This window comes from Kitasatospora sp. NBC_01266, from assembly GCF_036242395.1.
Taxonomy (GTDB): domain Bacteria; phylum Actinomycetota; class Actinomycetes; order Streptomycetales; family Streptomycetaceae; genus Kitasatospora.
Genome location: NZ_CP108458.1, coordinates 3,664,678 through 3,679,188, shown reverse-complemented (window position 1 = coordinate 3,679,188; position 14,511 = coordinate 3,664,678). Strand labels below are relative to the sequence as shown.

The following is a 14,511-nucleotide window of genomic DNA, read 5'->3' as shown; positions in this document are numbered from 1 at the left end:
GGCGTCAGCTTTCCATGCGCGTCACCGGCTTGGTGAGCCAGGTGTCGACCTCCGCGAGCAGTTCCTTGCGCACGCCCTCCGGCGCGCGCGAGCCGCGGATCGACTGGCGGGCCAGTTCGGCCAGCTCGGCGTCCGAGAAACCGTGCACGGTACGGGCCAGCTCGTACTGGGCGGCCAGCCGGGAACCGAACAGCAGCGGGTCGTCGGCGCCGAGCGCCAGCGGCACCCCGGCCTCGAAGAGCGCCCGCAGCGGCACGGCGGCGGCCCGCTCGTAGACCCCGAGCGCGACGTTGGAGGCCGGGCAGACCTCGCAGGTGATCTGACGGTCCGCCAGCCGCTGCAGCAGCCGCGGATCCTCGGCGGCCCGCACCCCGTGGCCGATCCGGCCCGCGCCCAGGTCGTCCAGGCAGTCCCGCACCGAGTCGGGCCCGGCCAGCTCCCCGCCGTGCGGGGCGGCCAGCAGGCCGGCCTTGCGGGCGATCGCGAAGGCCCGGTCGAAGTCCCTGGCCAGCCCGCGCCGCTCGTCGTTGGAGAGCCCGAAGCCGACCACGCCGTCGTCGGCGTAGCGCACCGCGAGCCGGGCCAGCGTGCGGGCGTCCATCGGCGACTTCATCCGGTTCGCGGCGACCAGCACCCGGATCCCCACGCCGGTGGCCGCCGAGGCCTCCCGGACCGCGTCCAGGATCAGCTCCAGCGCCGGGATCAGCCCGCCGAGCCGCGGCGCGTAGGAGGTCGGGTCGACCTGGATCTCCAGCCAGCGCGAGCCGTCCGCCACCTCGTCCTCGGCGGTCTCCCGGACCAGGCGCCGGATGTCCTGCTCGTCGCGGAGCACCGAGCGGGCGGTGTCGTAGAGGCGCTGGAACCGGAACCAGCCGCGCTCGTCGGTGGCGCGCAAGCTGGGCGGGGCGGCAGAACTGAGCGCCTCAGGCAGCCGGACCCGGTGCCGGTCGGCCAGCTCCAGCAGCGTGGCCGGTCGCATCGAACCGGTGAAGTGCAGGTGGAGATGGGCCTTCGGCAGCGCCCGGACGTCTCGCTGTTCCACTGCATGCTGTTCCATTGGCGAATCCTGCCGCATCCACCCCGGATACGGGAACCGCCCCTGTCACATCCCTCGAAGGAGTGACAGGGGCGGTGGGCCCCAAGCTGATCGGACGTCCGGTCAGTCCTGCGCCTCGCCCAGCAGCTTCTGCATCCGGCTGACGCCCTCGGCCAGGTCCGCGTCGCCCAGCGCGTAGGAGAGCCGCAGGTAGCCGGGGGTGCCGAAGGCCTCGCCCGGGACCACCGCGACCTCGGCCTCGTCCAGGATCAGCGCGGCCAGCTCGGCGGAGGTCTGCGGGCGCTTGCCGCGGATCTCCTTGCCGAGCAGGCCCTTCACCGACGGGTAGACGTAGAAGGCGCCCAGCGGCTCGGGGCACAGCACGCCCTCGATCTCGTTGAGCATCCGCACGATGGTCTGCCGGCGCCGGTCGAAGGCGACCTTCATCTCCTCGACGGCCGTCAGGTCACCGCTGACCGCGGCCAGCGCGGCCCGCTGGGCGACGTTGCTGACGTTGGAGGTGGCGTGCGACTGCAGGTTGGCGGCGGCGGCCACCACGTCCTTGGGACCGATCAGCCAGCCCACCCGCCAGCCGGTCATCGCGTAGGTCTTGGCCACCCCGTTGACCACGATGCACTTGTCGGCCAGCCCCGGCAGCAGCGCGGGCAGCGAGGTGAAGGTGGCGTCGCCGTAGACCAGGTGCTGGTAGATCTCGTCGGTCAGCACCCACAGCCCGTGCTCCAGCGCCCAGCGGCCGATCGCCTCGGCCTCGGCCTCGGTGTAGACCGAGCCGGTCGGGTTGGACGGCGAGACGAAGAGCACCACCTTGGTGTTCTCGGTCCGGGCGGCCTCCAGCTGCGCCACCGAGACCTTGTAGTCGGTGGTCTCGTCGGCCACCACCTCGACGGGCACGCCGCCGGCCAGCTGGATCGACTCGGGGTAGGTGGTCCAGTACGGAGCGGGGACGATGACCTCGTCACCCGGGTCCAGGATCGCGGCGAAGGCCTCGTAGATGGCCTGCTTGCCGCCGTTGGTCACCAGCACCTGGGAGGCGTCGACCTGGTAGCCGGAGTCCCGCAGGGTCTTCGCCGCGATCGCCGCCTTGAGCTCGGGCAGGCCGCCGGCGGGGGTGTACCGGTGGTTCTTCGGGTCCCGGCAGGCCTCGACGGCGGCCTCGACGATGTAGCCCGGGGTCGGGAAGTCCGGCTCACCGGCCCCGAAGCCGATCACCGGGCGGCCGGCCGCCTTGAGGGCCTTGGCCTTGGCATCGACGGCGAGGGTGGCGGACTCGGCGATGGCGCCGACCCGGGCGGAGACCCGGCGGTCGGACGGGCGGACGTTGGCGGGGGTGGAGTCGCTCATACCTGCATCGTCGCAGAAGCCGCCCGGCCGGTGGTGTGGCGTTTCACGATCCGTACGCGTCACGTCCGCCTGGTGAAAGGTTCGACCAAACGCCGCCGAACCCGTACACTCACTGATCGACGGCAACACCCGCCACCTCAAGGATCCGAAGCGTTCACCACGCGGGCTCCGGGATGCGGTAGGTTAGGCGTCGTCTCCGGCACCGCCAGGTGCCGAAGGGTACTAGCTCAATTGGTAGAGCACCGGTCTCCAAAACCGGCGGTTGGGGGTTCAAGTCCCTCGTGCCCTGCTGCTAGATCCTCGTCCAGCCCGTTCGCTCCATCGGAGCGAGCGGGCTTGATGCGGAGAAGGCGCCATGTTTTTTCGCTAGGTTTTTCGGTAGTTTTTGCCAGCACTGCGCCGGATCGCCCGTGCTTCCATGGCACGTCAGTGACCTTCGGCAGGACCCGGATTCAGGTGAGGACGAGTGACGGAGACCACGGGCTCCACCGCAACGCCTGAGAGCGGCAACCCCGAGGGTGCCGAGGACGCGGCGTCGATCGAGGACGCCGTCGAGGGCGCTGCGATCGAGGATGACAAGGCTCTCTCCCGCCGTGCCCGCAAGCGCGCCAACAGGGCGGCGGGCGGCGACGGCACCAAGAGCCCCGGCAAGCGTGCCAAGCAGGGCCCCTTCGCCCGCATGGGCCTGTACTACCGGCAGATCATCGCCGAGCTGCGCAAGGTCGTCTGGCCGACCAAGAGCGAACTGATGAACTACACCAGCGTCGTGGTGGTCTTCGTGGCCGTCATGATCGGTCTGGTCGCGACCCTCGACTGGGGCTTCGCCAAGGCCAGTTTCTGGATCTTCGGCTGATCCAGCCGCCACAGCTTCACCCCCGACCCGGGTCGGCCCCTCGAGAGCACCAACGGGGGACCGCCCGGGTCGAGCTGTCGCCGCCGCGCGGACGAGCCCGCTACCGTTGAGTCGGTACTGTTGGGACTTCGAGTCACCGCCGCCCCGCGCCCGCGCATCGGGCCAGCGACCGGCCTGACCCGGAGCCGTACCATCTCCACCCCTCCAGGAAAGAAGCAGCCACCGTGTCTGAGTCCCCCCTGTACGACGCCGACGAGCCCGTCCGCGAGGCGGATGAGGCGGATGTCGCCGCCGAGCTGGATGCGGCTGAGGCTGCCGACGCCGAGGCCGCTGAGGTCGCCGAGGCCGCCGAGGCCGTCGAGGACGAGGACTTCTCCGAGGACGCCGAGCAGATCGTCGACGCCGCGGACAGCGACGAGGACGAGGTCGAGCAGGCGGACGAGGCCGAGGCCGGCCGGCCCGCCGAGGAGGCCGCGCTGCACGAGGTGGACGAGGACGAGGCCTTCGCGCAGGCCCTCGGGTCGGTCGAGGCGGCTGAGGCCGTCGAGGACGCCGAGGAGGCCGCTGAGGCCGTCGAGGAGCCGGCCGAGGAGGTCGACCCGGTCGCCAAGTTCCGCGAGGAGCTGCGCACCCTGCCCGGCGAGTGGTACGTGATCCACACCTACGCCGGCTACGAGAACCGGGTGAAGCAGAACCTGGAGCAGCGCGCCGTCTCGCTGAACGTCGAGGAGTACATCTTCCAGGCCGAGGTGCCGCAGGAGGAGGTCGTCCAGATCAAGAACGGCGACCGCAAGACGATCCGGCAGAACAAGCTCCCCGGCTACGTGCTGGTCCGCCTCGACCTGACCGCCGAGTCCTGGGGCGTGGTGCGCAACACCCCGGGCGTCACCGGCTTCGTCGGCAACGCCTACGACCCGTACCCGCTGACCCTGGACGAGGTCGTCAAGATGCTCGCCCCCGACGTCGAGCGCGCCGCCGCCAAGGAGGCCGGCAAGCCCTCGCCGGTCCGCCCGGCCGAGATCCAGGTGCTCGACTTCGAGGTGGGCGACTCGGTCACCGTCACCGACGGTCCGTTCGCCACCCTGCAGGCGACCATCAACGAGATCAACCCGGACTCGAAGAAGGTCAAGGGCCTGGTCGAGATCTTCGGTCGCGAGACCCCGGTCGAGCTGTCGTTCGACCAGATCCAGAAGAACTGACCTCACACGCTTGTCGGGGGCGGGGCCCAGGCCTCGCCCCCGATCCCGTTTTGGCCGGGCGGCGCATCCGCGTTAGCCTGGTCCGCTGTGTGTACGCATACCCGGGTGTCGCCCCGGAGCCGTGCGCACGTCCATCGAAGGAAGGACCCGGAGAGACATGCCTCCCAAGAAGAAGAAGGTCACGGGGCTTATCAAGCTCCAGATCAACGCCGGTGCGGCCAACCCGGCCCCGCCGGTCGGCCCCGCGCTGGGTCAGCACGGCGTCAACATCATGGAGTTCTGCAAGGCCTACAACGCCGCGACCGAGTCGCAGCGTGGCATGGTCGTGCCGGTGGAGATCACGGTCTACGACGACCGCAGCTTCACCTTCATCACCAAGACTCCGCCGGCCGCTCGCCTCATCCTGAAGGCCGCGGGCGTGGAGAAGGGCTCCGGCGAGCCGCACAAGACCAAGGTCGCCAAGCTGACCTCGGCCCAGGTGCGCGAGATCGCCACCACCAAGCTCCCCGACCTGAACGCCAACGACCTGGACGCCGCGGAGAAGATCATCGCGGGTACCGCCCGGTCCATGGGCATCACGGTCGAGGGCTGAACCCCTTCTTTCGTCGTTCAGTGGTAGGGCCCGCGCGGCCCGCACACCACGACTCCACAACTCAGGAGCAGCAGTGAAGCGCAGCAAGGCTCTCAAGGCCGCGGACCTCAAGGTCGACAGCGACCGCCTGTACGCCCCGCTCGAGGCCATCCGCCTCGCCCGGGAGACCTCCACCAGCAAGTTCGACGCGACCGTCGAGGTTGCCATGCGTCTGGGTGTCGACCCGCGCAAGGCCGACCAGATGGTCCGCAGCACCGTCAACCTGCCGCACGGTACCGGTAAGACCGCCCGGGTCCTGGTCTTCGCGACCGGTGACCGTGCCGCGGCTGCGGAGGCTGCGGGCGCCGACATCGTCGGCTCCGACGAGCTGATCGACGAGGTTGCCAAGGGTCGTCTGGACTTCGACGCCGTCGTCGCCACCCCGGACCTGATGGGCAAGGTCGGCCGCCTGGGCCGCGTGCTCGGTCCCCGTGGTCTGATGCCGAACCCGAAGACCGGCACCGTCACCCCGGACGTGGCGAAGGCTGTCACCGACATCAAGGGTGGCAAGATCGAGTTCCGCGTGGACAAGCACTCGAACCTGCACTTCATCATCGGGAAGGCCTCCTTCACCGACGAGCAGCTGGTCGAGAACTACGCCGCGGCGCTGGACGAGGTCCTGCGGGCCAAGCCGTCCGCCGCCAAGGGTCGCTACATCAAGAAGACCGCGATCTCCACCACGATCGGCCCCGGCATCCAGGTCGACCCGAACCGCACCCGGAACCTCCTCACCGAGGAAGACCCGGCGTCGGTCTGACACCGAGCGAGCTTGCGAGTGAGGTGGCAGGACCAGCTCACCCGCACAGCGTCGGTCTGATCTGACCCATCTGATCCGACCTGTCCGGTCTGATCACCTGGTCTGATCCAGTGGTCCAACCAGCTTGGTCTGATGCACCATCAGGGCCCGTGCTCCGCAAGGAGCACGGGCCCTGACGCGTTTTCGCCCCGGGAACCGAAACCCCTTTTCATCCTGTCTTCATGGTCGGCTAGAGTCCGCAGCTCATCGGAGAAAAGCACAAAAGGGGGAATCGTCGTGCGCATCACGCGGATCGCAGTGACGCTGGCCGTGCCGGCCCTGCTGATCGGGTCGCTGGCGGCCTGCGGGAGCAGCGCCAAGTCGGCGGCCGGTGCCGCGGGCGCCGCCGCCACCGGCGGTGGCGGTGCGGGCGCGCCCGCGCTGCCGGACCTCGGGCCGAAGGGCGAGCTGGTCGCGGCGGCCGCCGTGATGCAGCAGGCGGGCAGCGCCGACATCAGCATCAGCTCCCCGGACGGCTCCTCGGGCAGCGGCAGCGGCGTCTACGCCTGGGGTGCCAAGCCGGTCCTGGACCTCTCCGAGCAGCAGTCCGGCAAGGCGATCAAGTTCCGTATGGCGGGCGGCAGTTCCTATCTCGGGGTGGACAACACGCAGGCCGCCGCGCTGGGTGGCAAGCACTGGATCGACCTCAGCACGGCGGCGGGCGGTATCGGCGATCCGTTCACCGCGCTGGCCGTGCTGATGGACCCGACCGCCGAGCTCACCGTCGCCGCGCAGCACGGCACGCTCAGCAAGGTCGGCGCGGAGCAGGTGGCGGGCAGCAGCACCACCCACTACCGCAGCTCGATGCCGGCCCAGGACCTGGTCGACCAGCTGCCCAACCTCACCGACGCGCAGCGCAAGGCCGCGATGCAGGTGGCCACCGACGGCGGCGCCACACTGATCACCGACTTCTGGGTGGACGGCAAGCACCAACTGCTCCAGATGCGGGAGCAGAACACCGACGGTTCCTCGCCGAGCAGTGACGGCAGCGCCGCCAACGCCAGCACCATCGCGTACTCCAACCTCGGTGTGAAGGTCGGCGTCAGCGCGCCGGCCGCGAGCGACCAGGCCGATCCGGCCGACGCCGCCAAGCTGCTCAGCAGCCTCAACTGAACCCCAGGGAGGGGATCCGCATGACCAGCACCCGTACCCGCGCCCTCGCCGCCGCGGCCTTGGTGGTGGCCCTGGCCACCGGCACCGCGGCCTGCGGCGGCGACAAGTCCGCCGGCTCCTCGAAGGCCGCGGGCGCCGCGGCGGGCTCGTCCGCGAGCGCCGCGCCGACGGCCGCCCAGTCGCCGCTCGCCGTCACCCCGGCCGCGTTCCTGCAGCAGGTGGCCCAGAAGACCGGCGGGCAGAAGTCCGCGAAGGTCTCCGAGGACATCAAGACCCCCAGCGGCGAGGTCACCGCCCAGGGCCCGATCTCCTGGGGCGACGGCCTGCTCGGCAGCCTCACCATGCAGCTGCCGACCGCGGTGACGAGCAAGGTCGGCAGCGGCGGGCCGGCGGACGTGATCTACCAGAGCGACGCGATGTACGTGAACCTGCACATGTCGCAGGCCGCGCTGGCCCAGCTGGGCGGCAAGCACTGGTTCAAGTACGACTACGCCGATCTCGCCAAGCTGATGGGCGCGGCCGGCACCAGCTTCGAGAACAGCCTGAAGAACGCCGACCCGGTGACCGCGGTGCAGAGCATGATCGCCTCCGGCCAGGTGACCGAGGTCGGCAAGGACTCCGTCAACGGGACCCCGGCCACCCACTACGCCGCCGACCTGAACCTGGGCCAGATGTCCGGCGCGGGCACCTCGCTCACCCAGGACCAGGTCTCGGCGCTCCGCCAGCAGCTGCAGTCGCAGGGCGTCACCAAGGCGCACTTCGACGTCTGGGTGGACGGCCAGGGCCTGCTGCTCAAGCAGGAGGCGAAGTCACAGACCGCGAACGGCCAGATCGACGTCTCCGCGACCTATACGGACTACGGCACGCAGGTCACGGTCACCCCGCCGGCCGCGGACGACACCGTGGACGCCGCCCAGCTGATCGCGCGGGCGCAGCAGGGCCAGAGCGGCGGCAACTGACCCCCCAGGGAGTGGTCAACGAACGCATGGCACCCTGGGCTGACAGGACCTGATCGGGAGGCGAGTGTGGCGGGAGCGCGCAGGGCAGCGGGCGCGGCGGTGGTCGCCGTCGCGCTGACCGCTGCCCTGGCGGCCTGTGGCGGGGGCAGCGGCGGCCGGCCGGCGGCCGGCGCCACAGCCGTCCCGTCCACCGCCTCCCCGTCCGCCTCGGCGTCCAAGCCGGCCGACCGCTCCCCGCAGGGCGTGCTGCTCTCGGCCGAGCAGGTGCTGGAGAGCGCCCGCCGGGCCAAGGTCAGCTACCGCTTCGACAGTCCGGACGGCACCAGCGACAGCGCCTTCGGGGTGCTCTACTGGGCGCCGCGGACGATCATGCAGCTGACCAAGACCAATCCGGGCGCCACCGATCAGCTGATCGTCATGGACACCGTCGCCTACCAGGGTGGCGACGCGGCCACGGCGGCCCGGCTGGGTGGCAAGCACTGGCAGAAGACCGCCGAGGTCTACGGGCCGGACGGCCGCCCCGAGACGCCGTTCGCGGCCCTGGTCGACCAGCTGAACCCGCTGCAGGCGGTCACCGCCGCCGCCGGCGCCGGTGACCTGGAGAAGCTGGGGGAGGAGAAGGTGGGCGACCAGACCGCGGAGCACTACACCGCCACCGTCACGGTCGCCGACTACGCCGCCGCCCAGCAGAACCTGCTGACCGCCGACCGCCGCGCCCAGCTGGCGACCACGCTCGGCCAGGGCGGGGTGAGCACCCTGACCCTGGACCTGTGGCTCAACGACAAGGACCAGCTGATCCAGCTCCAGCGTTCGGGCACCGGCAGCAAGGACGAGCTGGTGCAGCTGGTGCAGTACAGCGAGTTCGGCGGCCAGCTCGCCGTCACCGCGCCGGCCGAGGACGACACCCAGGACCTGGGCGGCAGCTGACCGGCGTGGCCCGATTTGCCGCACCCGCCCGTTGACCCGTATGTTGGTCTCTGCCAAAGACCGCTGGTTGTCGAGGTGTGTCCGCAAGGAGACGCCCGACCGAAGGATCTGCGCTTCGTCGCAGGCAGCCCGCGCAGGAGTGTCTGGAGCTTGGACTTCCGGTCCGCATGGTTTTCCGTGTGATCCGTCGAGGTCTTCATGAGCCCCCGTGCGACTGCGCACCGGGGCTTCTTTCGTTCTCCGTCGGGGTTCGTTCTCCGCTCGGAGTTCGCTCTCCGCCGGGGCTCGTTCTCCGCGCAGGCTCGCCTTCGCAGGGGTTTCCTTCCCCACCGTGGTCCGAGGCACCGAAGGTCGACTTGTCCAGGTCGGCCGACCTCGACATCACGGAAGGAGGCGTAAGCCTATGGCAAGGCCCGACAAGGCTGCTGCCGTCGCGGAGATCGCGGACAAGTTCCGTTCCTCCAACGCGGCCGTGCTGACCGAGTACCGCGGTCTGACGGTGAAGCAGGTCAAGACTCTGCGTCGCTCGCTGGGTGGGAACGCCCAGTACGCCGTGGTGAAGAACACGCTGACCAAGATTGCGGCCAATGAGGCCGGGATCACGGAGCTCGACGACCAGTTCACCGGTCCGACGGCTGTCGCCTTCGTCACCGGTGACCCGGTGGAGTCGGCGAAGGCTCTGCGTGACTTCGCCAAGGAGAACCCCGCGCTCGTCATCAAGGGCGGTGTCCTTGATGGTAAGGCGCTGACCGCCGATGACATCAAGAAGCTCGCGGACCTCGAGTCCCGCGAGGTGCTGCTCGCCAAGCTGGCGGGTGCCATGAAGGCCAAGCCCTCGCAGGCTGCCGCGGTCTTCCAGGCCCTGCCCTCGAAGCTCGTCCGCACGGTGGACGCGCTGCGCGAGAAGAAGGCCGAGCAGGGCGGTGCCGGTACGCCGGCTCCCGCCGAGGACGCCGCCGCCGAGTAATCGGCGACGGGCTGACGCCCTCGCAGCGGGCCCGCGCCCGCCAATCCCGTACATCCGGCACCACCTGCCGATTTAGTGGAAGGACGCCATCATGGCGAAGCTGTCCCAGGACGACCTGCTCGCGCAGTTCGAGGAGATGACCCTCATCGAGCTCTCCGAGTTCGTGAAGGCGTTCGAGGAGAAGTTCGACGTCACCGCCGCCGCCCCGGTTGCCATCGCCGCCGCCGGCGCCGCTGGTGCCCCGGCCGAGGCCGTCGAGGAGCAGGACGAGTTCGACGTCATCCTCGAGGGTGCCGGCGACAAGAAGATCCAGGTCATCAAGGAGGTGCGCACCCTGACCTCCCTCGGCCTGAAGGAGGCCAAGGACCTCGTTGACACCGCCGGCGCCAAGGTGCTGGAGAAGGTCGCGAAGGACGTTGCCGAGAAGGCCAAGGCTGCCCTCGAGGCCGCTGGCGCCAAGGTCACCGTCAAGTGACTTCTCGCTCCTGAGTGAGCACTTCGGGCCGGGCCGGCCACCCCTAGCGGGTGGCCGGCCCGGCCTTTTCTGTCGGTGCCGCCGGGTAGAGTGATCATGTTCCGCCGGTCCGCCGCGGCAGCGGCCCCAGCGGCCTTGGTGCCGGGTCGACTGTAACGCTCCGGGCCTGCGGAGCGATGGAGAGTGCGAGGTCCACGCTTCGGTGGGGCCTTGACGAACGGCACGCGGCGCGCGATTCTCGAGGCGCGTGCCGACACCGCGAGGGCGGTCGGCCGTTAGGTTCAGTGCCTGTGGGATGCATAAACCACGGGTGCGGCGGGAAATGACTCCTCGTGGGTCGCGGTGCCTGCCTCAGGCGAGGTTGGGCACCGCTGCAGTGCGCAGTGGCTGTCAGCAGGCGGTGCCGGTGACAGCAGTGGTAGTGGCAGTAGTGGGCAGTGGCAGGACGAGCAGTAGGGAGTGTCCGATTCGGTCTCCGAATCAGGGCTGGACAGCAGTGTCGCCTTTGGCTACACTGTCCCTTTGCGCTGCCTGTTAGCTGCTCCGTGACTCGTCGCCCGGAGTGTGCGCTGCCCTGACCTGGGGTTTCCCCCCTCGGCAAGGCCCGGCCGGTACGCGCGCAGTGAGCTCCGAGCCCTCGGAAGGACCCCCCTCTTGGCCGCGCCGCGCAACGCCTCGAACAACGCCAATTCCACCGCCCCGCTCCGCGTCTCCTTCGCGAAGATCAAGGAGCCCCTCGAGGTCCCGAACCTCCTGGCCCTGCAGACCGAGAGCTTTGACTGGCTGCTCGGCAATGCGGCCTGGAAGTCCCGGGTCGAGGCGGCCCTGGAGAGTGGTCAGGACGTCCCCACGAAGTCCGGTCTGGAGGAGATCTTCGAAGAGATCTCCCCGATCGAGGACTTCAGCGGGTCGATGTCGCTGACCTTCCGCGACCACCGTTTCGAGCCGCCGAAGAACTCCATTGACGAGTGCAAGGACCGCGACTTCACCTTCGCGGCCCCGCTCTTCGTCACCGCCGAGTTCACGAACAACGAGACCGGTGAGATCAAGTCTCAGACGGTCTTCATGGGCGACTTCCCGCTCATGACCCACAAGGGCACGTTCGTGATCAACGGCACCGAGCGTGTCGTCGTCTCCCAGCTCGTCCGCTCGCCGGGCGTCTACTTCGACTCCACCCTGGACAAGGTGTCCGACAAGGACATCTACTCCTGCAAGGTCATCCCCTCGCGTGGTGCCTGGCTGGAGATGGAGATCGACAAGCGCGACATGGTCGGTGTCCGCATCGACCGCAAGCGCAAGCAGTCGGTCACCGTGCTGCTCAAGGCCCTCGGCTGGACCAACGAGATGATTCTCGAGGAGTTCGGCGAGTACGAGTCGATGCGGGCCACCCTGGAGAAGGATCACACCCAGGGCCAGGACGACGCGCTGCTCGACATCTACCGCAAGCTGCGCCCGGGCGAGCCGCCGACCCGTGAGGCCGCGCAGACCCTGCTCGAGAACCTCTACTTCAACCCGAAGCGCTACGACCTCGCGAAGGTCGGCCGCTACAAGGTCAACCGCAAGCTGGGCAACGCCGAGTCGCTGGACTCCGGCGTGCTCACCGAGCCCGACATCATCGGTGCGATCAAGTACCTGGTGAAGCTGCACGCGGGCGAGACCGAGTGGCGTGACGACGCGGGCCGCGACATCGTGGTCGAGGTCGACGACATCGACCACTTCGGCAACCGCCGTCTGCGCAACGTCGGCGAGCTCATCCAGAACCAGGTCCGTACCGGCCTGGCCCGGATGGAGCGCGTCGTGCGCGAGCGGATGACCACCCAGGACGTCGAGGCGATCACGCCGCAGACCCTGATCAACATCCGGCCGGTCGTCGCCTCCATCAAGGAGTTCTTCGGCACCAGCCAGCTGTCCCAGTTCATGGACCAGACGAACCCGCTGTCGGGCCTGACCCACAAGCGTCGTCTGTCCGCGCTGGGCCCCGGTGGTCTGTCCCGTGAGCGGGCCGGCTTCGAGGTCCGTGACGTGCACCCCTCGCACTATGGCCGCATGTGTCCGATCGAGACCCCCGAAGGCCCGAACATCGGTCTGATCGGGTCGCTGGCCTCGTACGGCCGGGTGAACGCCTTCGGCTTCATCGAGACCCCGTACCGCAAGGTCGTCGAGGGCATCGTCACCGAGCAGGTGGACTACCTGACCGCTGACGAGGAGGACCGCTACGTCATCGCGCAGGCCAACGCGCCGCTGACCGAGGACCTGCACTTCGCCGAGCCCCGCGTGCTGGTGCGTCGCCGTGGCGGCGAGATCGACTACATCCCCGGCACCGAGATCGACTACATGGACGTCTCGCCGCGCCAGATGGTGTCGGTCGCGACCGCCATGATCCCCTTCCTCGAGCACGACGACGCCAACCGCGCGCTGATGGGCTCGAACATGATGCGTCAGGCGGTGCCGCTGCTGAAGAGCGAGGCTCCGCTGGTCGGCACCGGCATGGAGTACCGCTGCGCCGTCGACGCCCAGGACGTCATCACCGCCGAGAAGCCCGGTGTGGTCCAGGAGGTCTCGGCCGACTACGTCACCGTGGCCAACGACGACGGCACGTACAACACGTACCGCGCGGCCAAGTTCACCCGCTCCAACCAGGGCACCGCCTTCAACCAGAAGGTGCTCGTGGACGAGGGCGCCCGGGTCGAGGCCGGCCAGGTGCTGGCCGACGGCCCGTGCACCGACGAGGGCGAGATGGCGCTGGGCAAGAACCTGCTCGTCGCCTTCATGTCCTGGGAGGGTCACAACTACGAGGACGCGATCATCCTGTCGCAGCGCCTCGTGCAGGACGACGTCCTCTCCTCGATCCACATCGAGGAGCACGAGGTCGACGCCCGTGACACCAAGCTGGGCCCCGAGGAGATCACCCGGGACATCCCGAACGTCTCCGAGGAGGTCCTCGCCGACCTCGACGAGCGCGGCATCATCCGGATCGGCGCGGACGTCGTCACCGGCGACATCCTGGTCGGCAAGGTCACGCCCAAGGGTGAGACCGAGCTGACCCCGGAGGAGCGCCTGCTCCGCGCGATCTTCGGCGAGAAGGCCCGTGAGGTCCGCGACACCTCGCTGAAGGTGCCGCACGGTGAGTCCGGCAAGGTCATCGGCGTGCGCGTCTTCGACCGCGAAGAGGGCGACGAGCTGCCCCCGGGCGTCAACCAGCTGGTCCGGGTCTACGTGGCCCAGAAGCGCAAGATCACCAACGGTGACAAGCTGGCCGGCCGTCACGGCAACAAGGGTGTCATCTCCAAGATCCTGCCGGTCGAGGACATGCCGTTCCTCGAGGACGGCACCCCGGTCGACATCATCCTCAACCCGCTGGGTGTCCCGTCCCGAATGAACCCGGGACAGGTCCTGGAGATCCACCTCGGGTGGCTCTCCAAGCAGGGCTGGGACGTCTCCGGTCTGGCCGACGAGTGGGCCCGCCGCCTGCAGGCGATCGGCGCCGACAAGGTCGAGGGCGGCACCAACCTCGCCACCCCCGTCTTCGACGGCGCCCGCGAGGACGAGATCACCGGCCTGCTGGACCACACCACGCTCACCCGCGACGGCGAGCGCCTGGTGAACTCCACCGGTAAGGCCCGGCTGTTCGACGGTCGCTCCGGCGAGCCGTTCCCGATGCCGGTCTCGGTCGGCTACATGTACATCCTCAAGCTGCACCACCTGGTCGACGACAAGCTGCACGCGCGTTCGACCGGTCCGTACTCGATGATCACCCAGCAGCCGCTGGGTGGTAAGGCGCAGTTCGGTGGTCAGCGCTTCGGTGAGATGGAGGTGTGGGCACTTGAGGCTTATGGCGCGGCGTACGCCCTCCAGGAGCTGCTCACCATCAAGTCCGACGACGTCCTGGGCCGCGTGAAGGTCTACGAGGCGATCGTCAAGGGCGAGAACATCCCCGAGCCGGGCATTCCCGAGTCCTTCAAGGTCCTCATCAAGGAAATGCAGTCGCTCTGCCTCAACGTGGAGGTGCTGTCCTCGGACGGTTCCAACATCGAGCTGCGGGACTCCGACGAGGATGTCTTCCGCGCCGCCGAGGAGCTCGGTATTGACCTGTCCCGGCGCGAGCCGAGCAGCGTCGAAGAGGTCTGACGGAGGTTGGGCCGGCTGCGCGATCCGCAGCCGGCCCGCCCCCAGGCCCCCCTCAGACCAGATGA

12 protein-coding genes and 1 tRNA gene are annotated in these 14,511 nt (G+C 69.2%); 11 read left to right on the top strand and 2 right to left on the bottom strand.

The annotated features are described in order from the left end of the window. Positions 1 to 4: 4 nt before the first annotated feature. Both OG403_RS15845 and OG403_RS15840 read right to left on the bottom strand, forming a co-directional pair. Positions 5 to 1,075: an adenosine deaminase gene (locus OG403_RS15845; RefSeq protein WP_329564885.1), complete on the bottom strand. Its 1,071-nt coding sequence runs from the start codon at positions 1,073 to 1,075 to the stop codon at positions 5 to 7. Between the two features lie 84 nt (positions 1,076 to 1,159). Next, positions 1,160 to 2,398 (bottom strand): pyridoxal phosphate-dependent aminotransferase, encoded by a 1,239-nt coding sequence (locus OG403_RS15840; RefSeq protein ID WP_329564884.1) that lies wholly within the window; start codon positions 2,396 to 2,398, stop codon positions 1,160 to 1,162. Positions 2,399 to 2,614: 216 nt separating this feature from the next. Between OG403_RS15840 and OG403_RS15835 the strand changes: the two genes are divergently transcribed. The 11 genes from OG403_RS15835 to rpoB all read left to right on the top strand — a co-directional run bounded on the left by OG403_RS15835 (position 2,615) and on the right by rpoB (position 14,446). Continuing rightward, positions 2,615 to 2,687, top strand: a tRNA-Trp gene (locus OG403_RS15835). 276 nt (positions 2,688 to 2,963) lie between these two features. Further along, the gene (gene secE, locus OG403_RS15830) at positions 2,964 to 3,251 is read left to right on the top strand and encodes a preprotein translocase subunit SecE (RefSeq protein ID WP_442911069.1); all 288 of its coding nucleotides are present in this window, start codon (positions 2,964 to 2,966) and stop codon (positions 3,249 to 3,251) included. A 224-nt stretch (positions 3,252 to 3,475) separates the two neighbouring features. Beyond that, positions 3,476 to 4,450: a transcription termination/antitermination protein NusG gene (gene nusG, locus OG403_RS15825; RefSeq protein ID WP_329564883.1), complete on the top strand. Its 975-nt coding sequence runs from the start codon at positions 3,476 to 3,478 to the stop codon at positions 4,448 to 4,450. A gap of 157 nt (positions 4,451 to 4,607) precedes the next feature. Continuing rightward, positions 4,608 to 5,042, top strand: a complete 435-nt coding sequence (rplK, locus tag OG403_RS15820) for a 50S ribosomal protein L11 (RefSeq protein WP_266296769.1) — start codon at positions 4,608 to 4,610, stop codon at positions 5,040 to 5,042. Positions 5,043 to 5,115: 73 nt separating this feature from the next. Further along, entirely contained in the window at positions 5,116 to 5,838 is a 723-nt protein-coding gene (gene rplA, locus OG403_RS15815) for a 50S ribosomal protein L1 (RefSeq protein WP_329564882.1), read from the top strand. 276 nt (positions 5,839 to 6,114) lie between these two features. Then, positions 6,115 to 6,990 (top strand): hypothetical protein, encoded by an 876-nt coding sequence (locus tag OG403_RS15810; protein WP_329564881.1) that lies wholly within the window; start codon positions 6,115 to 6,117, stop codon positions 6,988 to 6,990. A 20-nt stretch (positions 6,991 to 7,010) separates the two neighbouring features. Further along, positions 7,011 to 7,949 (top strand): hypothetical protein, encoded by a 939-nt coding sequence (locus tag OG403_RS15805; RefSeq protein WP_329564880.1) that lies wholly within the window; start codon positions 7,011 to 7,013, stop codon positions 7,947 to 7,949. A gap of 66 nt (positions 7,950 to 8,015) precedes the next feature. Then, complete coding sequence (locus OG403_RS15800) at positions 8,016 to 8,876, top strand: hypothetical protein (protein ID WP_329564879.1); 861 nt, start codon at positions 8,016 to 8,018, stop codon at positions 8,874 to 8,876. A 403-nt stretch (positions 8,877 to 9,279) separates the two neighbouring features. Further along, entirely contained in the window at positions 9,280 to 9,843 is a 564-nt protein-coding gene (gene rplJ / locus OG403_RS15795; RefSeq protein ID WP_329564878.1) for a 50S ribosomal protein L10, read from the top strand. Between the two features lie 91 nt (positions 9,844 to 9,934). Next, positions 9,935 to 10,318: a 50S ribosomal protein L7/L12 gene (gene rplL, locus OG403_RS15790; protein WP_329564877.1), complete on the top strand. Its 384-nt coding sequence runs from the start codon at positions 9,935 to 9,937 to the stop codon at positions 10,316 to 10,318. Between the two features lie 654 nt (positions 10,319 to 10,972). Further along, positions 10,973 to 14,446, top strand: a complete 3,474-nt coding sequence (gene rpoB / locus OG403_RS15785) for a DNA-directed RNA polymerase subunit beta (RefSeq protein WP_329564876.1) — start codon at positions 10,973 to 10,975, stop codon at positions 14,444 to 14,446. Positions 14,447 to 14,511: the final 65 nt, after the last annotated feature.

Excerpts from the sequence above, each read along its gene's own strand:
- OG403_RS15845 (WP_329564885.1), bottom strand. The coding sequence starts at position 1,075 with ATGCGGCAGGATTCGCCAATGGAACAGCATGCAGTGGAACAGCGAGAC.
- OG403_RS15840 (WP_329564884.1), bottom strand. The coding sequence starts at position 2,398 with ATGAGCGACTCCACCCCCGCCAACGTCCGCCCGTCCGACCGCCGGGTC.
- rplK (WP_266296769.1), top strand. The coding sequence starts at position 4,608 with ATGCCTCCCAAGAAGAAGAAGGTCACGGGGCTTATCAAGCTCCAGATC.
- OG403_RS15805 (WP_329564880.1), top strand. The coding sequence starts at position 7,011 with ATGACCAGCACCCGTACCCGCGCCCTCGCCGCCGCGGCCTTGGTGGTG.
- rplJ (WP_329564878.1), top strand. The coding sequence starts at position 9,280 with ATGGCAAGGCCCGACAAGGCTGCTGCCGTCGCGGAGATCGCGGACAAG.
- rplL (WP_329564877.1), top strand. The coding sequence starts at position 9,935 with ATGGCGAAGCTGTCCCAGGACGACCTGCTCGCGCAGTTCGAGGAGATG.